16 protein-coding genes are annotated in these 18,537 nt (G+C 41.5%); 4 read left to right on the plus strand and 12 right to left on the minus strand.

Annotated elements, in window-relative coordinates:
• Position 1 precedes the first annotated feature (1 nt).
• Positions 2-646, plus strand: a complete 645-nt coding sequence (gene pdxH, locus ACFEL9_RS13345; RefSeq protein WP_385890764.1) for a pyridoxamine 5'-phosphate oxidase — start codon at positions 2-4, stop codon at positions 644-646.
• Positions 647-738: 92 nt separating this feature from the next.
• Here pdxH and ACFEL9_RS13350 read toward each other — a convergent pair whose 3' ends face one another.
• From ACFEL9_RS13350 to ACFEL9_RS13365, 4 genes are all read right to left on the minus strand, one after another.
• The gene (locus ACFEL9_RS13350) at positions 739-855 is read right to left on the minus strand and encodes a 30S ribosomal protein THX (RefSeq protein ID WP_276503768.1); all 117 of its coding nucleotides are present in this window, start codon (positions 853-855) and stop codon (positions 739-741) included.
• A gap of 99 nt (positions 856-954) precedes the next feature.
• The gene (locus ACFEL9_RS13355; RefSeq protein WP_276503767.1) at positions 955-1,224 is read right to left on the minus strand and encodes an HU family DNA-binding protein; all 270 of its coding nucleotides are present in this window, start codon (positions 1,222-1,224) and stop codon (positions 955-957) included.
• A gap of 296 nt (positions 1,225-1,520) precedes the next feature.
• Positions 1,521-1,868 (minus strand): DUF4286 family protein, encoded by a 348-nt coding sequence (locus tag ACFEL9_RS13360; RefSeq protein WP_385890768.1) that lies wholly within the window; start codon positions 1,866-1,868, stop codon positions 1,521-1,523.
• 41 nt (positions 1,869-1,909) lie between these two features.
• Positions 1,910-2,704, minus strand: a complete 795-nt coding sequence (locus ACFEL9_RS13365) for an exodeoxyribonuclease III (protein WP_385890771.1) — start codon at positions 2,702-2,704, stop codon at positions 1,910-1,912.
• 101 nt (positions 2,705-2,805) lie between these two features.
• On the opposite strand from ACFEL9_RS13365, the gene ACFEL9_RS13370 reads away from it, so the two are divergent.
• Together ACFEL9_RS13370 and ACFEL9_RS13375 are read left to right on the plus strand one after the other, a co-directional pair.
• The gene (locus ACFEL9_RS13370; RefSeq protein WP_385890774.1) at positions 2,806-3,537 is read left to right on the plus strand and encodes an LOG family protein; all 732 of its coding nucleotides are present in this window, start codon (positions 2,806-2,808) and stop codon (positions 3,535-3,537) included.
• Positions 3,538-3,592: 55 nt separating this feature from the next.
• On the plus strand, positions 3,593-4,186 hold the full coding sequence (locus ACFEL9_RS13375; protein ID WP_385891496.1) for an HAD family hydrolase: 594 nt from the start codon (positions 3,593-3,595) through the stop codon (positions 4,184-4,186).
• A gap of 162 nt (positions 4,187-4,348) precedes the next feature.
• Here the strand turns inward: ACFEL9_RS13375 and metH are convergent, their stop codons facing one another.
• The 8 genes from metH to ACFEL9_RS13415 all read right to left on the minus strand — a co-directional run bounded on the left by metH (position 4,349) and on the right by ACFEL9_RS13415 (position 16,969).
• The gene (gene metH, locus ACFEL9_RS13380) at positions 4,349-7,069 is read right to left on the minus strand and encodes a methionine synthase (protein ID WP_385890777.1); all 2,721 of its coding nucleotides are present in this window, start codon (positions 7,067-7,069) and stop codon (positions 4,349-4,351) included.
• A 1-nt stretch (position 7,070) separates the two neighbouring features.
• Positions 7,071-7,616 carry an ORF6N domain-containing protein gene (locus tag ACFEL9_RS13385; RefSeq protein ID WP_385890778.1) on the minus strand — a complete coding sequence of 182 codons (546 nt, stop codon included), beginning with the start codon at positions 7,614-7,616 and terminating at the stop codon, positions 7,071-7,073.
• An 86-nt stretch (positions 7,617-7,702) separates the two neighbouring features.
• On the minus strand, positions 7,703-8,716 hold the full coding sequence (locus tag ACFEL9_RS13390) for a homocysteine S-methyltransferase family protein (RefSeq protein ID WP_385890780.1): 1,014 nt from the start codon (positions 8,714-8,716) through the stop codon (positions 7,703-7,705).
• Between the two features lie 323 nt (positions 8,717-9,039).
• Positions 9,040-9,657 (minus strand): recombination mediator RecR, encoded by a 618-nt coding sequence (recR, locus tag ACFEL9_RS13395; RefSeq protein WP_385890782.1) that lies wholly within the window; start codon positions 9,655-9,657, stop codon positions 9,040-9,042.
• Positions 9,658-9,707: 50 nt separating this feature from the next.
• On the minus strand, positions 9,708-11,225 hold the full coding sequence (locus tag ACFEL9_RS13400) for an Ig-like domain-containing domain (RefSeq protein ID WP_385890784.1): 1,518 nt from the start codon (positions 11,223-11,225) through the stop codon (positions 9,708-9,710).
• 60 nt (positions 11,226-11,285) lie between these two features.
• Complete coding sequence (locus ACFEL9_RS13405; RefSeq protein WP_385890786.1) at positions 11,286-14,510, minus strand: ATP-dependent helicase; 3,225 nt, start codon at positions 14,508-14,510, stop codon at positions 11,286-11,288.
• A 109-nt stretch (positions 14,511-14,619) separates the two neighbouring features.
• Entirely contained in the window at positions 14,620-15,009 is a 390-nt protein-coding gene (locus ACFEL9_RS13410) for a helix-turn-helix domain-containing protein (protein ID WP_385890787.1), read from the minus strand.
• Between the two features lie 49 nt (positions 15,010-15,058).
• A complete protein-coding gene (locus tag ACFEL9_RS13415; protein ID WP_385890790.1) occupies positions 15,059-16,969 on the minus strand; it encodes a beta-N-acetylhexosaminidase in 1,911 nt (636 codons plus the stop codon).
• 182 nt (positions 16,970-17,151) lie between these two features.
• On the opposite strand from ACFEL9_RS13415, the gene ACFEL9_RS13420 reads away from it, so the two are divergent.
• Positions 17,152-18,528: a M48 family metallopeptidase gene (locus ACFEL9_RS13420; RefSeq protein ID WP_385890793.1), complete on the plus strand. Its 1,377-nt coding sequence runs from the start codon at positions 17,152-17,154 to the stop codon at positions 18,526-18,528.
• The last annotated feature ends 9 nt before the right edge of the window (positions 18,529-18,537 follow it).

The raw sequence follows: 18,537 nt of genomic DNA on the forward strand, positions 1-18,537 counted from the left end.
TATGCAACAGGATATTGCCGGAATAAGAAAGACTTACTCGCAAAAAACATTGACAGAAGACTCCATTGATAGTAATCCTATCCGCCAGTTTGATACGTGGTGGCAGGAAGCTATCGATGCCGGTATTGATGAGATAAATGCTATGACGCTTGCAACCGCTTCGGCAGATGGTGTCCCGTCTGCCAGGATTGTGTTGTTAAAAGGCTTTTCGGAAGAAGGCTTTATGTTTTTTACCAACTATGATAGCTACAAAGGCAAACAACTATTGGAAAATCCCAAGGCCTGCCTGGTGTTTTTTTGGAAAGAACTGGAAAGGCAAATAAGGATCACAGGCCTTGTTGAAAAAGTAGGCGAAAAAGAAAGTGACGAATATTTTCATTTACGACCGGTTGCAAGCCAGTTGGGAGCCAGCATATCGCCTCAAAGCGCCGTGATAGAAAACAGGGAATGGCTCGAAAAAAGATATGATGAATTTGAAAAGAAGACCGGCAATAATACAATTGAACGACCGGCAAACTGGGGTGGGTACCTGGTAAAGCCCGTTATTATTGAATTTTGGCAGGGACGGCCTTCACGCCTGCATGACAGGATAGAATACTCATTGCAGGAAAACGGGGAATGGAAAACAGCAAGGCTGGCTCCTTAATAGCCTGGCCTGCCATACAAGAGAAAAAAGAGGTACGATTTTTTGCTTCGTACCTCTATCTTGAATCTTGTTCCTTACACCTTGTGTCTTCCTTAAGCTTTCTTTTTAGCGGCTGCTTTTTTTGCTGGTGCAACTTTAGCCGGACGTGTTTTGCCAAAAGAACCTTTGAAACGTTTTCCTTTTGCGGTTTTTTTATCTCCTCTGCCCATAATTATCTTTTTTGTTTAAATGCGAAGGTATGTTGTTTAAAAATTAAAAAGCTCCGGAACTGGTAAAGCTCCGGAGCTTTTAATACTGTAATGGTTGGATTACATTTTTGCAGCCAATTCTTTACCTGCTTTGAATTTTGCCACTTTACGGGCTTTGATTTTGATAACAGCGCCGGTTTGGGGGTTGCGACCGTTACGTGCAGCTCTTTTAGATACGGAAAAAGTACCGAAGCCTACCAGTGTAACTTTACCACCACCTTTCAAAGTTTTGGTAACTGCTTCAATAAAAGAATCTAAAGCAGCGTTTGCCTGAGTTTTTGTAATCTCAGCATCGTCAGAAATTTTTGCGATCAATTCAGCTTTGTTCATAATCTTGTTTTTAATGATTTAGTAACGAGGCAAATTTATACGGTTTTTGATAGCAGCAAAAAAATATTTGCTCTTTTTACCAATAACGAATATAGTGCCCGAACCCGCACGGGATAAGGATTTTAAAGGATTTTTGCTATCGTATTTTTGTGCGGTAATTTTACCTGTGGGTGCTGAAATCCTTTGCCAGCAAAGGTTTCAAAAAGATCGCCTGAAATGCAGGCGGAGTGTGGGTTTGAGAGGAATATACAATAGTTTTTGAATTTGTAAAAACAAAGAATTAATGTTTTACACACTCAATTCACAACTTCTAAAACAGAGTTAAATGCAATAAAAGCATCGCCCCACTTAGTGGTTGCTTTTGTTCTCATTTTTTCAGCAAAGTTTTGTATATAACGATTATAAAAGGCCTTACCCGCGGCATGATATTGTATCGCATAAGTGGGGCCCTCCGTCTCATCAACCTCCATCAGGCGAAGGACAGTTGCATGTGTAAAACAACCGGTAGCAATAATGCCGGGGATATGTTCTTCTTTTATCCATTTGAGCCATTGCTGCGCTATACGATGATCTACTTTTGTCGTTACATTATAAATAATGGCAACCTCACCTGCATCATTTTGTAAATTAGTATGCTCCTCCATGTAAATAATTTTTACTGCCCATTCCTTTTTGATAAATGCGATTATGGAACTAATTCGAGATAAACCGGACAATGATCAGAATGTTTTACATCCGGGTAAATTTCCGCATCCTGCAAATTCTTTTTTAGCGGATCTGTAACATTTATATAATCGATCCGCCAACCCTTATTATTAAGCCGGACTGTCGGGAACCGCTGGCTCCACCAGCTATAGCGGTGTGGTTCCGGATGAAATTCCCGGAACGTATCAATCCAGCCGTTGTTAAAGAACGTTGTCATCCATTCCCTTTCTTCCGGCAAAAAACCAGATGATTTTTTATTTCCTTTGGGGTCATGTATATCAATTTCTTTATGCGCAATATTGTAATCTCCGCACACAATCAGTTTGGGATATTTCTTTTTTAGATGGTTGAGATATACGTAGAACTCATCAAGCCAGACATATTTAAAACTTTGCCTTTCATCACCACTGGTCCCGGAAGGAAAATAGGCATTGATCAAACGAATGTCGCCAAAATCCAATTGTATCACTCTTCCTTCGTCATCGCTTACCGTATGGCCTGTTCCATATTCAATTCCGGTGGGTTTTATTTTTGTAAATACAGCTACACCGCTGTATCCTTTTTTCTGTGCACTGAACCAATAATCCTCGTAGCCCAGCGAATTAAAAATGGCATGATCCACATTTTCCTTGGCGGCTTTGGTTTCCTGGATACAAATAATATCAGCCGGATCCGTCTTTAACCAATCGATAAAGCCTTTATTGATAGCTGACCTGATTCCATTCAAATTATAACTAATGATGCGCATGAAGCTGATATGTTTTAATTGTTTCAAAGTACAGTATATTTTGCTGCATATCAAAATTGCTCAATCTTGTCAAAGTAGTAGCTGCTGTGTTGAAATGTTTTATTTTTAATCGCACAAAGAGATGAATAATGGAGAAAGTAAAAAGAATCATTCCGGCGAAAGAACATGTCTACCTGGAAGGCCCTAAAAGCCGTGGCTATGAATTATTATTTGCCTTCAAAGTTTTCAAACAATTTATAAAAGGTTTTCGAACGCTGCATTTTGTCGGACCCTGTATTACTGTATTCGGATCGGCCCGGTTTAAAGAGGATCATCCGTACTATCAACAAGCAGTTGAGTTAGGGAAAAGAATTGCGCAGTTAGGGTTTACTACCATGACGGGTGGCGGCCCCGGGATTATGGAAGCCGCTAACAGGGGAGCTTTTGAAAATGGCGGACAATCAGTGGGGTGCAACATACAATTACCATTTGAACAACAAAGCAACCCCTATCTGCATAAGTCAGTAACCTTTGAGCATTTCTTTATCCGAAAAGTATTGCTGATAAAATACTCCTATGCCTTTATCATTATGCCCGGTGGGTTTGGAACCATGGATGAATTTTTTGAAACGCTGACATTGGTACAGACAAAGACATTGACACAGTTCCCCATTGTATTATTTGGTAAAGAGTATTATAAAGAGATGATGGAAGCAATGAACGATATGGCGGCAAAAGGTACCATTTCAAAAGAGGATATGAGCCTTGTATTGATCACCGATGACTTTGATGAGGCCATGGATCATATCCGGCATTATATCACCACCAATTATAAGGTGATGCGAAGAAAACGGGCCTGGGTATTATTGGAGAAGAGGTGAGACCGATTTTTTTACATAAATTTTTATTGCATCAATTGCAAATATTAATACCATCATTTTTGACCTGGGTGGAGTACTGATAGACTGGAATCCGCGATATGTTTTTGATGAAAACTATTTTGAGTCCGGGGAAAAGCGGGATTATTTTTTTAAAAATATTTGTACCAATGACTGGAACGAGGAACAGGATGCAGGTCGTTCAATCGTTGAGGCTACACAAATGCTGGTGCAGCAATTCCCTGAATGGGAGTCTCCTATCCGTGATTATTATGGCCGCTGGACAGACATGCTGAAATCTTCTATCCCTGGTACGGTAGAGATATTCCGGCAATTAAAGGAAAGCGGGAGCTATAAAATCTATGCATTGACGAATTGGCAAGCAGGCCTTTTTGATATTGCCCTGGTGCGGTATAGCTTTCTTCATTGGTTTGATGGCCGGGTAGTGAGTGGGGAAGAGAAGACCAGGAAACCATTTCCTGAATTTTATCAGCGTTTACTGGACCGCTACCATGTCAATCGTTCCAGCGCTTTGTTTATTGATGATAACCTGAGAAATGTAAAAGCTGCGGAGGAAATGGGAATAGCAAGTATACATTTTCATTCACCGCATCAGCTAATGGAGCGACTAAAAGAATTAAATATTGTGTAGTAGCAAGACTGTTTCAAAAAAGGCTGTCTCAAAAGTTTTTTCTCGCAAAGACAGCTAAGAAAGCAAAGAACGCAACGATTTGAGACCTATTCATCCTTCTTTGCGTCGCTTTTCACTTTGCGTTCTCTGCGTGAAATTATTAAGCTTTTGAGGCAGCTCATTTTATTCTAATATCGGCCGTAACCATCTTTCCATTTCTTCGGTCGATAATCCTTTTCTTTTTACATAATCCTCAAACTGGTCACGTTGAATTTTACCTACACCGAAATATTGGCTTTGCGGGTGACTAAAATACCAGCCACAAACTGATGCCGCCGGGTACATAGCTAATGATTCGGTTAGATGAATGCCTGTAGCTTCTTCGCCACCCAGCAACTGAAAGAGTTTATATTTTTCAGTATGATCAGGGCAGGCAGGATAACCAGGCGCAGGTCGGATGCCAACATATTCTTCTTTTATCAATTGCTCGTTGGTGAGTTCTTCTTCCTTTTGATATCCCCAATATTCTTTTCTCACTTTTTCATGCAACAGTTCGGCAAATGCTTCAGCAAAACGATCCGTCAGTGCCTGCATCATGATCTTATTATAATCGTCATGTGCGGCTTCGAATTTTTTGATATACGGCTCTATACCCTGCATAGTAACTGAGAAAGCGCCAATATGATCTTTCTTTCCTGTTTCCCGTGGTGCAATAAAATCGGATAAAGACAAATTGGGTTGATTCGCTGCTTTTTTAATCTGCTGACGTAAAGACTCCAATTTCACTTCTGACTTTTCACTTTTCACTTCTATAGTATCTGCTCCAACACCACTTGCCGGCCAGAACCCGATCACGCCTTTTGGCGTCAGCCATTTTTCCGCGATAATTTTATCGATTAATGCGTTGGCGTCATTATACAATTTGGTAGCCTCTTTACCTACCACTTCATCGCTTAATATCTGGGGAAACTTACCATGCATTTCCCACGCAATAAAGAACGGTTGCCAGTCAATATATTTTCGAATTTCACTCAAGTCATAGCCATCAAAGATCTTTGTCCCGGTAAAGGTTGGGACAGGAGGTGTATAATTTTCCCATTCGATCCTGGCCGGATTTTTTTGGGCATCGGCAAAAGAAAGATATTGCTTGGTTGTTTTCTTATTGGCAAAATCTTCTTTTAGCTTGGTATATTCAGTACTTACGGAACTTAAAAAATCATTTTTTTGTTCAGCATTTAACAGTGACCCGGTAACAGTTACACTTCTTGAAGCGTCCAGCACATGCACTACGCCATTATCATATTGCGGAGCGATTTTTACGGCAGTATGCATTCTTGATGTTGTCGCCCCCCCGATCAATAAAGGTTGTTTCATTCCCCTGCGCTTCATTTCATGGGCCACATGCACCATTTCATCTAATGAAGGAGTGATCAATCCGCTTAAGCCAATAATATCCGCATTTTCTTTAATGGCTGTATCTAAAATCTTGTCGGTGGGAACCATTACGCCCAGATCAATTACATCGTAGCCATTGCAACCTAATACGACGCCGACAATATTTTTACCGATATCATGAACATCGCCCTTGACAGTTGCCAGTAAAATTTTGGCAGCACCAGCACCTTCTTCGTTAACTGTTCCCGCTGCAATATGAGCCTGGCGGCGTTCCTCTTTTTCAGCTTCGATATAAGGAGTCAGGATGGCGACACTTTTTTTCATCACCCTGGCACTCTTCACTACTTGTGGTAAAAACATTTTACCGGCGCCAAACAGGTCACCCACTACATTCATCCCGGCCATCAGCGGACCCTCGATTACATCCAGTGGCTTGGGATATTTCTGTCTGGCTTCTTCGGTATCAATATCAATATAGTCGGTGACGCCGTTAACCAAAGAGTGTTTCAAACGTTCTTCAACAGAAGTCGTCCGCCAGCTTTCATCTTTCACAGTTTCTTTTCCTTTGGCCTTTACTGTTTCAGCAAAAGCAATCAGCTTCTCCGTGGCTTCATTATTATCATTATTCCTGTTGAGGATCACATCTTCACATAATTGCCTGAGCTGTGGTTCTATTTCATCATATACCACTAGCTGTCCGGCATTGACGATACCCATATCCATACCCGCTTTGATGGCATGTAACAGGAACACAGAATGCATCGCCTCCCGCACATGATCATTGCCGCGGAAGGAGAAGGAGAGATTGCTGACACCGCCACTCACTTTTGTCAGCGGCATCAGTTTTTTTATTTCTCTTGTTGCTTCGATAAAATCAACACCGTAGTTATTATGTTCCTCGAGACCCGTTGCAATGGCAAAGATGTTGGGGTCGAAAATGATATCCTGCGGATCATATCCTACCTGCTCTGTCAAAATTTTATAGGCTCGGTGACAAATTTGTACTTTCCGGTCTTTTGTATCGGCTTGCCCCTGTTCATCAAACGCCATCACGATTACGGATGCGCCATAGCTTTGACAAATGATAGCTTGCTGAATGAATTTTTCCTCTCCTTCTTTCATGGAGATGGAGTTCACAATACATTTCCCCTGTACGCATTTCAGCCCTGCTTCGATGATTTCGAATTTGGAACTATCCAGCATGATGGGGATCTTGGCAATATCCGGTTCGCTTTGAACGAGGTTAATAAAAGTGGTCATGGCCTGTACACCGTCCAGCAGTGCATCGTCCATGTTTACATCCAACACCTGGGCACCGTTCTCCACCTGCTGGCGGGCAACACTCAATGCTTCTTCGTATTTATTCTCCTTGATGAGGCGGGCAAATTTTTTGGATCCCGTTACATTGGTTCGTTCACCGACGTTGACAAAATTGGTTTCCGGCCTTACCACCAATGGCTCTAATCCTGAAAGGCGTAAGTATGGTTTTATGATTGTTCTTTCTGACATATTATTTTTTTGAGGACACTTTGAAGCCAATTATTTGTCTTGGCTTTTCTTCTTTTACCAATAAGGTTTTTAATAGTTTGAAAATGGCTTGTACTTCTTCGTCCTTCTTTAAAATAGCCTGTTCAATCTTTTCTACTTTTCGCCATAATTCCTTATTGTCAAGCAGGGCTTGCTTCATTTTTGTATAAACACGGATAATTTGAATATTGACTTGAATGGCTACTTCGGAACGCAGCACACTTGAAAGCATGGCTACGCCTTGTTCAGTAAAAGCTAAAGGCAAAAATTTAACATGTTTTCCCCTTCCTTTCTTTAAGATCGCAATTTGCGATCTTAAAGAGTTGTATTCCTCATGGGTTAGTTGAAACATAAAATCTTCCGGAAAACGCTGAATATTTCTTCTTACCTGCTCATTTAGACGTCCTGTAGCGACATTATACATTTCTGCCAAATCCCTGTCCAGCATTACTTTCTGCCCACGAATGACGTAGATCTTTTCTACAATCTCACCATCAGTGAAAACTTTTACAGGTTGATTTAACGGCATGATGTCGGCATAATTAATTGTATCTAAAAGTTTTGATATCGCAATTTGTGATATCAAAATTCAAGGTCATAGTTTGTGACTTTGAATCAGAGAAGTTCCCTTTCCACTACCGGCAACTGTCTCGGCTGTATAGTCTTTACATGCTCCGCAATATGACGAATATGATCCGGCGTGGTGCCACAGCAACCGCCAACGATATTCACAAAGCCTTCCTTCGCCCAATCTTCCAGGAAATGTGCTGTTTGCTCCGGTTGTTCATCATATTCTCCCATTGCATTGGGTAAGCCGGCATTGGGATAAGCAGATACATAACAGGAAGCTATCTGTGATAACTCTTCAATATGCGGACGCATTTCCCGGGCTCCTAAAGCGCAGTTCAATCCAACACTCAATGGCCTGGCGTGCATGATAGAAGTATAAAATGCTTCCAGCGTCTGGCCACTCAATGTTCTGCCGGATGCATCAGTGATGGTACCGCTGATCATCACGGGCAATTCAGATTTTTTGGCGTCCCTGAAATATTTTTTGATAGCGAAGATGGCGGCTTTTGCATTTAACGTATCGAAAATGGTTTCGATCAGCAATGCATCCACACCTCCTTCCTCTAAGCCTTTCACCTGCTCATAATAGGAATCCACCACTTCATCGAAGGTAACGGCCCGGTAGCCGGGGTTATTTACATCCGGCGAAAGGGATAATGTTTTATTCAATGGCCCGATAGCCCCTGCTACAAAACGAGGCTTTGAAGGATCTTTAGCGGTATATTCATCCGCAGCCTTCCTGGCAATTTTTGCCCCTTCCACATTCATTTCAAAAGCGTAAGGCTCCAGTTCGAAATCTGCCTGTGCAATGCGGGTGGCAGCAAACGTATTGGTTTCAATAATATCAGCGCCGGCATCGAGGTATTGCTTGTGAATGTCTTCAATGATCTGTGGCTGCGTAAGATTTAAAATATCACTGTTGTTCTTTACGTCGAGTCGCCAGTCTTTGAAACGTTCACCCCGATAAGTTGCTTCAGTCGGCTTATGTTTTTGAATCATAGTCCCCATCGCTCCGTCGATGATGAGGATACGTTTTTCCAGTTCTTGTCTGATGCTCATACAAACTGTTTTTAATTCCTGGTTATTATTACCCAGGATTTGATAAAATTGGTTGCTCCTAAACTGCTCATCAGCGATCCGCCTCGGCGGACGCAACAAATGCCCCATAGCATTACTGACGCTGGCTAAATCAATAATTTTTGAACTGTTAAAACGTTGGGAAACTAAAAAGGGAGAGTTTCTTGGCGTTTATTAGTTCAGTTGTTTATACAGGCCGTACAATAAACAAATCCACCTGTGCGGTGCAAATCTACTACAGTATCGCTAATAAAAAAAACGCCGGTTAAGGGCTTGGCAAACATGGAGGAGGAGCATGAATTCCTTTAGTGATTTACATATTTTTCAACCGGCATCCTGTTTTGCAGGCTTCTGCCTAAGGTGAGTTCATCCGCATATTCCAATTCGCCACCAAAGGCAATTCCCCTGGCAATGGTAGTGATACGAACAGAAAATGGTTGCAGTTTTTTTTGAATATAATAGATCGTGGTATCGCCTTGTATGTTGGGATTGAGCGCAAAAATGAGTTCTTCGGTTTTTTCCTTTTGCACACGTTGAACAAGGGATTCAATATGCAACTGGTCGGGACCAATACCATCCAGTGGTGAAATAACTCCCCCCAACACATGATAGGTGCCGTTAAATTGTTGGGTGCTTTCAATAGCAATTACATCACGAATCGATTCTACTACGCAAATAATCTCCTGCTTGCGCATCGAGTTGGCGCAAATAGAGCAGATGTCTCCATCAGCCACATTGAAACAACGGTTACAAAATTTTATTTCGCTGCGCATTTTGGCAATCGTTTCACCAAAATGTTCTACATCGCTGACGCTTTGTTTGAGCAGGTGCAATACCAAACGCAAAGCGGTTTTCTTTCCAATACCGGGAAGTTTGGCAAACTCATTAACGGCATTTTCCAATAACGAAGACGAAAATTGCATGAGTCAAAATTACATGAATCAGTGAAAAGCTTAAGGCTGATTGATGGTATTTAAAATCTTTGATTAGGCGGCCTGGTCGTATTGGGTCGGTTGCTATTGGGTCTGTCCCTGTTGGGATTGGGATTAGTCCCTGGCTCTGCCGGCGGTGCCGTCACATTGATATCAAACGAATTATCCAAACCGGGTCTGACATTGATCGTCCGGGAAATAGGCTTTACCAGTTCAGGTTGTTTTCTTTCACCAAAAAACTTACCGGCATCCCATACGCCATTTTTATTATCATCATTTAAAATGCGCAGGCTGTACTCACCGGGCACAAAAATGCTTTGACTAAATGTTGCCGAAGCCAGGGGAAATGATTTTTTGATAGCACCACTTTGCACAAATAACAGGACGGGATTTTTGGAAAGATCCAGGTTGCGCAGGCGCAAGGTCAATTTGCCATAGTCCCTGTTTTGTTTTGTCTTGAAATCGATGGTATCCGCTTTCAGCAATTGTTGACCCAACGTATCAGTTGCAAAATCTTTTTCCAGTATCAAATGGTAAGAAACATTCTCCGTCCAGTTGTAATTCAGTCTGACCACTTTCATGGTGCTATCTTTTTCCCAACTATAATCCGTTATAGGGGTGTAAGAGCTATCTCTTGTAAAATGAACTTTTGTTGAATCAAAAATTTTTAATGGTGTTTCAAATGTAAAGATGAATTTTTCCAACAGATCCTGCGAGGGACCAGCCAGGTTGGTGGAAAATTTCAAACGTTTTTCGGTTGATTTTTTACCTCCTGATCCCACGGGAGGTGATTTTGTCTTTTCCGTTTCCTTTCCGGCATAGGCATATAATGTGACGGGCCTGGCGCTTTCACCTGTAATGACGGCTGAATCAGCAAAGGCAAATAATTGCGCAGGGTTCAGGTATCTATAGCTCCCACCTTCATCCTTCAACGCATACACATAAAAAGTGTCGGGAGGAAGATTTTTAAAACGAAAGTTACCGCGGTTGTCCAACCGGGTAATATATCTTGGTTTTTCTTTTATCACCGCTGAATCGATATTGCTGGTATGCAACATCACTGTCAGTGTCGTATCAAGTTCCCCGGTTTCGGCCAGTACCACATTGCCCGCAAGTTCTAATGAATCAAAATAGGATCCGGTTGAAAAAATATAGGTGAAGTTTTTCAACACATTGGATTCATTCACGTCTTTAATGGTGTTACCGAAATTGATGGAGTAGGTAGTGTTGGGTTGAAGGGTATCCCGCAGTTTTACTGTAACAGTATTCAACTTACGGGTAACAGTTGGTGTATTACCGGGAATGGGAGAGACGATCAGTTCCTGCTGGTAATTATCTGCATTGACATATTCATCAAAAACAAGGGTAATCTTATTGTCGGAAAAATTGAGGCTTGAATCCAGCGGATCGGCCCGTCGTAAAACAGGTGGGAGACTATCTTTTGGTCCACCTTCGGGTGGGATGATGGTAGCGCAGCCTGTCTGAACCAGGATTTGTGGGATGAAAAGGATTGACAGGATAAAAGGAAAAAATATTTTTATCAGGCTTGGCTTCTTCATAAATCAGGATGCAAACTTAAGCGGTTTGGAATCAAACATATCCTCAAAATCCGTTAAATCCTATAAATCATGGTTCTGCTCTTCTTCTTCGTGCAGGGCAATGGCCAGGTTATTTGTTTTAACAAAATTGCACCAGTGGCAATCTTCTTTGCCACAGCCGGTGTAAAAATCGTGGGCCTGTATTTTTTTCCAGGTCGAGCTGATTTGTTCTGTGACGGTGGTGATATCAGCAGGAGTGATCAACACTTTTTCTTTGCGATAGTTTTTCTTTTTATCGGGTTCGATAAAATCAAATTCGGTGCTTATCACTTTCCAGTCTTTTCCCGAATAATTGTCGACAAGAATCTTGTAAAAAACGGCTTGCCGCCAATAATCACCGCCATTAGGTTCTTTATCATGCGGTCCTTTTAATTTTGGAATGGCTTTTTCAGGATCACCGGTTTTATAGTCAACCACAACCACTTGCTTGCCATCAAACTCAAGCTTATCCAGTTTCCCTTTCAGCGGTACGTCTTTTACTACTACATTCCGGATATTTCTTTCGATCGCTACGATCTTATTAAATTGATGAATGTATTTATCGTAGTAGTTGGTCAACACCTCATGGCCATATTCCAAGCGCCTGGCAAACTGTTCGGCTGTAAAACTTTCGCGGTGGCGATGCATGTACCATTCAAAGTCATTGATAAACTCCAGCCTGGAAGGAAATTGCTCTTTGCCGTTTTCCTGCATTTTACGAAACAATTGTTCCAGCGCATAGTGAACCGAAGAACCAAATTCGGTCGCTTCGTTTTTAGGAGAAGGAATGCGGACAAGATTTTTAAAATAAAACTCCAGCGGGCATTTTAAATAATTGTTGAGCGCCGTAACGTTCATCGAAAATTTTTCCAACAATCGTTCTATAAACTCTTTTTCCAATCTTTCAATTTCCGGTGCCGTCTCTTTGAATTGCAGGGAGGAGAAAGTGAAAATATCTTCATCGTTAAGTGTTATATGCTCTGTTTTTAATTCGGGGTGCAAATCCTGGATTTCAGCAATAAACATCGACGGCTCTAACTCTTTACCATCGTTTTTGTATTTGCTGAAGGAAATGAAAAGATGTTGTTCCGCTCTGGTTAATGCTACGTAAAAGAGGCGACGCAATTCCTCTTCGTCTCTGCTCTGTGGCTGGGAGCTAAACATGGTATCGGGTAAACTATAGCCGCCACCGGGCTTGCGTTTCTTTTCCCATGATGAGGCGTTGCAGCCTGCAAAGAATACATATTCAAACTCGAGACCTTTCGATCCGTGTGCTGTCAACAGATTGACGCCTTTATCACTACCACTTACCTGGGTTAACGGTAAAGCGATATTTTCTCTTTCCATCAGGTCGATGATATCAACCAATTGTTGCAGGCTGAGCAGTGGCTGGCGATGTGTTTCTTCTTTTATAAAATCAAATAAACCTGTAAGTACCTGCATCAACCATAGCTTATCCTTGCTCTGCATGATCTGGGCCAGCACGCCGGCTTGACGAATGATCTTTTCGAAAAGAACCTGCAGCGTTACGTTCGGTACTTCCCTTATTAATTGCTCGATTACAAGACTGGCATTTTTCAACCCTTCATGTACGGATACGCTGAAAAGATCTTTTGGCGGTGTGTTGAACTTTTCCGTCAATAGCTGGCGCATCGACGTTTTCTTTTCACCAAATTTTTTATCAGCCACTTCAATGCTCAGCTTGGCAACTTCAATGGCGGGGATTGTAAACCAGTCAAAATGTAAAATTTCAAAAAGCATTTCATCGCCGCCATAGGGTATATCATGTTCTGCCGCGAGATAGCGGAGTAATAAGATTAGTTTTTGTGCTAATGGAATTTCAAGAATGTTCAGCTTGCGTTTACTATAGACAGGAATGTTCAGCAACTGGCAATATTTTGTCAGTTCTTCTCCATATTTATTTTCTTTATAGATGACGCCTATTTTTCCGGGCGGTATCCCATTTTGCACCAGTTCTTGTAATTGCAGGGTAATAGCAATCATTTCCTGCTGCTGGTTTTCGTACTCACGAATGACCGGCGGATGTGTGAAATGATTGATACGAAGATTGGATGAAAGCAGGTCTTTACTCAATCCGGGCAATTGTTTTACCAGTCGTTCCTGGTTACGGCCAATCAACGTTTTGGAGATGTCGAGGATGGGCTGTGTAGAGCGGTAGTTATTGGTGAGCACCACCGTTAAAAGACTATCCTTATAACTATCGGCAAACCCAATCATGTTTTCTACGTTAGCACCCTGGAAACGATAAATGCTTTGGTCATCATCGCCTACAACAAATACGTTGGGCTTATCCCAATAATTAATCAGTAATTCAACAATCCGGTTTTGCGTGCCGCTGGTGTCCTGGAACTCATCTACCAAAATGTATTGATATTTTTCCTGGTAGTTAGCAAGCAGGTTCTTGTTTTCTTCAAAAGCCTTGATCACCCAGTTGATCATATCATCAAAATCGTAACGATTCTTTTTGCGCATCATTTGCTGGAAGCCATCAAACTCATTCACCGCCGCCCGCAATTTTTCCATCTTTTCTTTTTGTTCTTCGATCTTATCTTTTTTCAGATCGCCGGGTTGAAACTCCTTGTATTTTCTTTTATAAACAAACTCATCCCGGGTGAGAATATCGGCCAGATATTTATCAATGCTTGCGTTGACGAAGCCAGGCGTCCAGCCTTCCCGCTTCATCGTACTGAAAAGAGATTGCAGGTTATTGATCTCGAAATATACATCACCCCGGTAGCGTTTGAGCGGGTGATTCTTGGGGAAGGAATCAATCAACTGTTTGAACAATTCGATTCGTTCCAGTTCCGAAATAGGGTCCAATGCTGTTTTTTCAAATAAAGAAAGATTTTCCTGGATCACATCATTGCAAAAAGCATGGAACGTATAAATATTTACTTTATATGCATCCGGCCCGATAAACTGCAGCAATCTTTTTCGCATAGCCACCACGCCAGCATCGGTATAGGTAAGGCAAAGAATATTTTCCGGCAGTGCATCGGTTTCCAATAATATTTTACCAATGCGGCTTGCCAGTATTTGTGTTTTACCGGTGCCGGGTCCAGCGATAACCATCACAGGTCCTTCAATCGTTTCGACTGCTAACTTTTGTTGTTCATTCAGCTTTGCAAATTCTTCTGCAAACTTTTTCTCCAGTCTTTCTTTATTCAGCGACATGATAAAATTTTGATAAACCGGCTTAAAAAGCCATCCTGCAAATTTACAGGTGATCAGGGCACTGGCAGCCATAAAAAAAGGAGATCGATTATCTCCCTTCCATTTAAAATTTTGCTACTATTTGATCTTCACCCGTTTTATTCATTTCTTATCAGCATTACGCTAACGTCAAATTTTGTTTTTATGACAGTAAAACTTCAGCCGGAATATTCAGTTCACGATGAAAAAGTTTGGCTAATTCCAAAGTCAGGGGTTTCTGTTTGTTTAAAAGAGCGGAAACATATCCCTTCGTGCCAACTTTTCCTACCAGGTCTTTATTTTTTAGCCCTTTTTCAAGCATCTTTAGCTTAATGACCGCGATCGGATCCGGAACCGGAACAGGGTAATGCGCATCCTCATATTGTTTTATCAGCAATAATGCTACCTGTAATTTTTCTCCCGCTGGAGTATTAGGTTTCACCTTTTTGTCAAAAAGTTCATCCACCCAGTCGAGATACTGCTGGTATTGCTTTTTTGTTTTAATTATTTTTAGTTCCATTGTCACTCCCTTTATATTGAATAACTGCCGCATCCATTCTGTTATTTTCAAAATGTGTTCCGATCTAACTTATGCCAATTACTTATTTGATCTTCGCCCTTTTGTTTAATTCCTCTCTCGGCATTACGATCATCCTGCCGATCGCTTTGCCATTCCGGTAGGTAATCACCTTCATGGCGCCGGCATCTTTGGGAACAGTAAGTGGCGCAATGTATTTTGGATAAAACTGGTCGGGGAATGAATTGTCAAAACTATAATGGATATCCAGGCCTTCTACTTCGGTGCTCATTTTTACGATCACCGTGTTGGGGTCTTTTTTGCTGACCTCAAAAATGGGGTCGTACATGCTGGGTGCATATTTTGTTTGTGATTCATCAAAGCGTTCAAAATGTTTTTCTACTCTTGATACAAAGCCATTCCAGTTTCTTACTGTTTTGGGTGACCATAAGATCTCGCTTACTGCAAAGGCCCTGGGCCAGGTCATATATTGCGCATGGCGCATATTATATACCTGTTCCGTCCATAAGTTAGCTTGTCCTCCTTTTATCAAGGCAGGATTAGCACCTTCAGGGATAGGTTCAAACTGGTAGGTTTTCTTTAAACGTATCGATGAATAAACCGGTGGTTCGATAATGGCATCACCCTGCATCAGGTCGATGTAGACAAAATCATTAGGGCTCATCACCACTTCATGACCCAGCTTGGCAGCTTCCACACCGCCCTGTGCACCCCGCCAGCTCATTACTGCAGCACCGGGAGCCAAACCACCCTGTAATATTTCATCCCAGCCGATCATTTTCTTTCCTTTTGATTCGATGATCTTTCCCATTCTTTTTACAAAATAGCTTTGTACTTCATCCAGGTTTTTCAGTTTTTCTTTTTTCATCAGTGCTTTGATGGGTTCACTCTTTTCCCAAAAATTGCGGGCCGTTTCGTCACCGCCCATATGGATGTATTCAAATGGAAATAGCTGTGCTACTTCTGTAAATATTTTATCCATAAATCCATATACTTTTTCATTGGCCGGGCAAAGCGCATTATCGATCAACCCATAAAAATGACCACCGGGAGGCCAAACCATAAATGGTTCACCGGAATTAACTTCATACTTACCCGGTGTGCAGGTTGTCAATTCGGGATACGCTGCGATGGCAGCCAAACTATGACCGGGAACATCCACTTCCGGAAGAATGTCTACAAAACGATCTTTTGCATATTGAACGATCTCTTTGATGTCTTCATGTGTATAAAAACCTCCATAGGTTTTCGGCTCATTGGGTTCAGGCTTGGAGAACGTATTAAACCTTCCCGTCTTATCCACTCTCCATGCGCCGACTGATGTAAGCCTGGGCAAACTTTTTATTTCAATACGCCATCCCTGGTCGTCCGTAAGATGCCAGTGCAGCAGGTTGAATTTATATTTCACCATATCATCGATGAACTGCTTTACCTGTTCCTTAGTAAAAAAATGACGGGATACATCCAGCATCAAACCACGCCAGCCAAAGCGTGGATGATCTGTGATCTGTACGGCCGGAATTTCCCATTTTTCTTTCTGCACTCTTTTTGTGCTTTCAATTTCTTTTGGCAATAATTGAAACAATGTTTGCAATCCATAAAATAAGCCGGCAGGCTCTGCCGCTTCCAATACTACATGTGTTGTTTTTACATCCAATGTATAACCTTCCTTTGGTATCGACTTGCCTGCAGATAGAACCAGGTTGATTCCCGTTGATGATGAGTTTTCATTTTCACTTACTTCAACTTTGCGACCTGTCACCAGGGTGATCCTTTCAGCAAGCCGGTTTCCTAATCTTTTTACTTCAGGATTTTTGCCCACGTAAACTGTTAGTTGATCAGGTAAAACAAAAGAACCTGTTTGTTTTACGAGAGACACCGGTTGAGGAATCAAAGCGATATCACCACTGCCCGGTTGTGAATTAGCGGCGAAGCAACTATAAGCCATTAAGAAAAAAAGGATTTTTTTCATCATTCATTGTATTTTGAAATGAGATACAAGATAATTATTTGATAATAAAGAATAGGTTATAAAAAAACAGAATGTATTGTGTTTACCGGGCAAATAATTTTTCTTTTGATCCGCTGCTGGTACAGCTTTGATTTATCCAGCTCCTGGTATATATTTGAGCCTTCCGCCTTTTTAAACAAACCACCATGTCCTCCGGCAAAGCTGCGATTTTTCTTCTTATCCTTTTTTTCCAGTCGCTGATCTCATCCGCGCAGTTAAACACCAGCTATTCGTTTCAGCAGGATGATAAAATTTTAAAGAATAGTTATTACGAACAATCGGCTAAAAAGAAGACGGAATCTTTAAACAGTCTTCAAAAAGAGCATGCTGCCGATTATAAAAAAATTTATGAAGAGCAGTTTAAGGAAATAGCTTCATTATGGCAAAGCGACCGTTCAGTTACATCCCCTGTTGAACACCAGTATTTACAATCCATTGTACAAAAAATAATTACTGTCAATCCTGAATTAAAGGGTACAGATGCCCGCATCATTTTTTCCCGGGATTATTGGCCCAATGCTTATAGCATGGGAGATGGCACCATAGCGATCAATGCCGGCTTGTTGATTTTTTTAGACAGCGAAGCTGAATTGGTGTTTGTCCTTTGCCACGAGCTGGCACATTATTACCTGCAACATACGCAGCTGGCGATCAGGAAATATGTTGAAACAGTCAACAGCGAAGCTTTTCAAAAAGAACTCAAGCGACTATCTAAAACCGAATTCGGCGTCAACAAGCAACTGGAAGAGTTGTCAAAATCGTTTGCCTTCAGCAGCCGCCGGCACAGCCGTGAAAATGAAGCTGCGGCCGATAAACTGGCCTTTAGCTTTATGAAAAAAACAGGCTATGATTGCGGAGCAATAAAATCATGTCTTGAGTTATTGGATAAAGTGGATGACTCGTTAATCCATAAACCACTCGATCTGCAGCAGATTTTTAATTTTCCTGATTACCCATTCAAAAAAAAATGGATACAGAAACAGTCCTCTATTTTTAGCCAGTTGGATGATAGCAAGACGACGGATACGCAAAAAGAAAGGGATTCACTAAAAACGCATCCTGATTGTTCTAAGCGTATTGCATTACTCAGTGATTCATTAGCGGCTCATGCCGGCGGACAGAAATTTCTTGTCAATGAAACCTTGTTCAACAAACTAAAGAAGGATTTTTTTTATGAGATGACAGAGCAATGTCACCGGGACAAGAAACTGAGCCGTAATTTATACTACAGCTTGCTGTTATTGCAGTCGCAGGAAAATAACGGGCTGGCCATTTATTCGGTAGCAAGAAGCCTCAACACCCTGTACGAAAATCAAAAAGAACACAAGCTTGGTTCAACCATTGACACAGAAAACAAAGCTTACAGGGAGGAGTATAACCTGTTGCTGCGGATGCTTGACCGGTTGCGACTGGATGAGATAGCCAGCCTTAGCTCTCATTTTTGTAAACAATATGCTTCGCAAATGAAAACTGACAAAGACTTTGAAGAGGAAATGAGAAAGACGCAAAATTTTATAAAGTAAAAATAAATC

This window comes from Terrimonas alba (assembly GCF_042434975.1).
Lineage (GTDB): Bacteria > Bacteroidota > Bacteroidia > Chitinophagales > Chitinophagaceae > Terrimonas_B > Terrimonas_B alba.